Below are 2,713 nucleotides of genomic sequence, written 5' to 3' on the forward strand. Positions count from 1 at the left end.
CAGGGATTACTCTTTAAACAGTAAACTTTAACTAGGTTTAACAACATCAAGTAGTCAACCGATTTCAGGAAATGACACGTTGCGAGCAGTGTTTCATGCGACATAGTTTTTCGATTTATCGTTTCTGCTAAAGTGAGAGAATCATGAGAAAGGAGCAAAGCCGATGAAGTGGTTCGGAATAGACTATCGATACGTAATAGCGGCGGCAGGTGCAGTGTTTATCCTTTGGTATGAAGGAAGCGCTCCGGTGCAGGAAGAACCGCAGGCAGAGCAGGCGAAAGAAAAGCCTCAGCCGACTCAGTCAAATATCGAGGCGCTTAAAGGCATTAACGATAAACTCGCAGAACTTTTAAAGAATCATAGGGATGCGCTTGAGGACGGCAGGGCCGACATCAAGGCTCCGGACGGTTCCAGATCGGTTTCGGTCAAACTTTCTTATCCGGAGAGGATTTCGCAGAGTTTTTCAGCGGAAGAAAAGAAGTACTTCGGGACGTTTCTTTTGGGGCTGACCTGCGTAGAAACACCGTCATACTTTGATTACGATATCGACGATGTGAATTATGACTTTTACGACGGAGAAGGAACCCGGTTTGACAGCGTAAAAGTACAAATGAAAGCATGCAGGAATTTCAATGCGGAAGTTCACAAACAGAATCTTGACAGAGACGCATGGGCAGCCTCGGGAAGACTGATTAAAAGCGATCCGAAGCGCTCGCTTATGATTGCTCGCAGCGGTACCGCAGTGATGCCTGAGATTGCTGAAGAAGAGGGATATGAAAGTACGGCGGACGGTTTTAAAGAAGACGGCACGCTTCTATATACGATTAAACATTTGAAGGAACAGGCAGATCAGTTTGACGAAGAAGCCAAGTACCGAATTAAAAACGGAAGTCTGAACGGAGTCTGCTTAAATTCAGACTTCCGTGATCGTCTGAACGAAGGTTTCCCCGGTTTTGAAATCAGGCACGTGGACAAAGATGGAAAACCAATCGTAAACGTATTCATTTCCGAGACAGAATGCAAAAAAGGAAGGCCGGATAAATAACTCAGCTGTGAGAGGAACAAAATGGACGATAAATGCAGGAGCTTTCTCAAGGAGAACGGTATTAATGCGGACGCTGCGCTTGAATTCATGATGGGCAGCGAAAGAATGTTCGAGAAGTATCTCTATCGTTTTACGGAAGATCCGACCTTTTCGGAGCTCTTTTCTTCAATCAAAGAGCAGCGCAGAGAAGAGGCGAGGATCGCTGCGCATTCTCTAAAGTCAATTACCGCGACGCTTGGGTTCACAGAGCTTAATCGCCTTGTTAAGGCCCAGGAACTTGCTTTTAAGGAAGGAAGATGGGATGACGGCGTTGCGATGGAACCGGATGTGCAGGCTGAGTATCAAAGAATCTGCAAAATAATTGAACAAGCCAAAGAGAATAGTCAAAAATATAGTGGATTTGCCTAAGGGTTTATGCTAGGATAATCTCATCAAATACGATTCTCCTTGGGATTTGATGATGGGATTCTTCCGGTAGGCAATGCCGGGGGACAAAAGACTTGGCGCCTGTACAGGCGCCTCTTTTTTGGCGGCTATTCCGGTTTCAAGTCAATCACTTCAAAAGCACCGAGTTCTCTAAACTGAGGGACCGCGAGAATCAGGAGAATCACAATCGCTAAAAAGACCGCACCATAAACAAATTGATGCTGCGTGAGGTTACGGAAGAAGCGGTAGTGAAGGCTGTTAGGTTTTTGGTCCGCGGAAAAATTTAGGACCTTAGGTATAGCGGGAAGTTCCTTTATTGCTGTGTAATCCTTGAGCTGTCGTTCTGAAAGGACTGGTTTTTGTTTCGAATCGTCTGCATAGGCTAGACGAGTGATAAAAAAAGGCCTTCTTTCAATGATCTCTTCGCGTTTGCGGTAACGAATGTTATGTTTATCAAGCAGAGCAAAATACTTTTCGTCGCACTCCAGTTGAAGATTGACGAGAAAGTCTGCTGCGGCTGTAACAGCAGTTTTAGCGTCCGACGCGTCAACATCAAAATAAATCGTTTCCGGATAGACCTCCTCATAGAAAGGTTCCGGGTAAAACTCGGTTTTTGAAACAACTTGATACACGCAGAAAGAGAAAATCAAAACAGCATCCTTCTTTTTGGATTAAAAGCAAAAAAAAGCCTTCGCATTGCGAAGGCCCTTGGGATTTTTGTTGGTTTGTTGAAATGAATTGTAAGTAACAGATGAGAATCCTGACACGGTGAAAACACTTAGAAAGCAAACCGTCCCGCCCAAAATGGGGTTGATTTATAGAAGTATTAGGGTTTATCAGTAGGCAATTATGCTAATATTCAGTTGTGGCAATTGAATATTGTCACTTCTCCTTGGGATTTGAGGTTGAGAAGGAGCGAAGATTCTGCCGAGCAATTCGGCCTTTGCTCCTGATTGAATAAGGGCACCTAAACAAATTTTTTAGGTGCTCCTTTTTTTGTCTGTAGACCTGCGTCGGTCAAGTTGATAAGAGACCTCCCCTCTTTAGAATTCCGTCGCACAAGTGATTTCCGGAGGTCAGTTCAACGACCGACCTCTCGCTTTATCCTGAATTCCGTGCCCTCTAGGTGATAAATCTTGGAGGCACGGCTATCTTCAGAGCTTCCATCGTCGCTCTTAGTTTCTTGGGGATTAGGTCCCAGTAAAAAGAGTTTTCTTCGTCAGATTTCCTGCTGGTTACGTC

General features: G+C 44.7%; 3 protein-coding genes. 2 read left to right on the forward strand and 1 reads right to left on the reverse strand.

The features are described from left to right. Positions 1 to 163 precede the first annotated feature (163 nt). Both E5987_RS12500 and E5987_RS12505 read left to right on the forward strand, forming a co-directional pair. Positions 164 to 1,045, forward strand: coding sequence for a hypothetical protein (locus E5987_RS12500; RefSeq protein ID WP_160336398.1), 882 nt, complete (start codon positions 164 to 166; stop codon positions 1,043 to 1,045). A 21-nt stretch (positions 1,046 to 1,066) separates the two neighbouring features. After that, positions 1,067 to 1,453 (forward strand): Hpt domain-containing protein, encoded by a 387-nt coding sequence (locus E5987_RS12505; protein WP_160336399.1) that lies wholly within the window; start codon positions 1,067 to 1,069, stop codon positions 1,451 to 1,453. A 125-nt stretch (positions 1,454 to 1,578) separates the two neighbouring features. On the opposite strand, the gene E5987_RS12510 is transcribed toward E5987_RS12505, so the two are convergent. Beyond that, positions 1,579 to 2,121, reverse strand: coding sequence for a hypothetical protein (locus E5987_RS12510; RefSeq protein ID WP_160336400.1), 543 nt, complete (start codon positions 2,119 to 2,121; stop codon positions 1,579 to 1,581). Positions 2,122 to 2,713: the final 592 nt, after the last annotated feature.

This window comes from Parasutterella muris, assembly GCF_009767915.1.
GTDB lineage: Bacteria > Pseudomonadota > Gammaproteobacteria > Burkholderiales > Burkholderiaceae_F > Parasutterella > Parasutterella muris.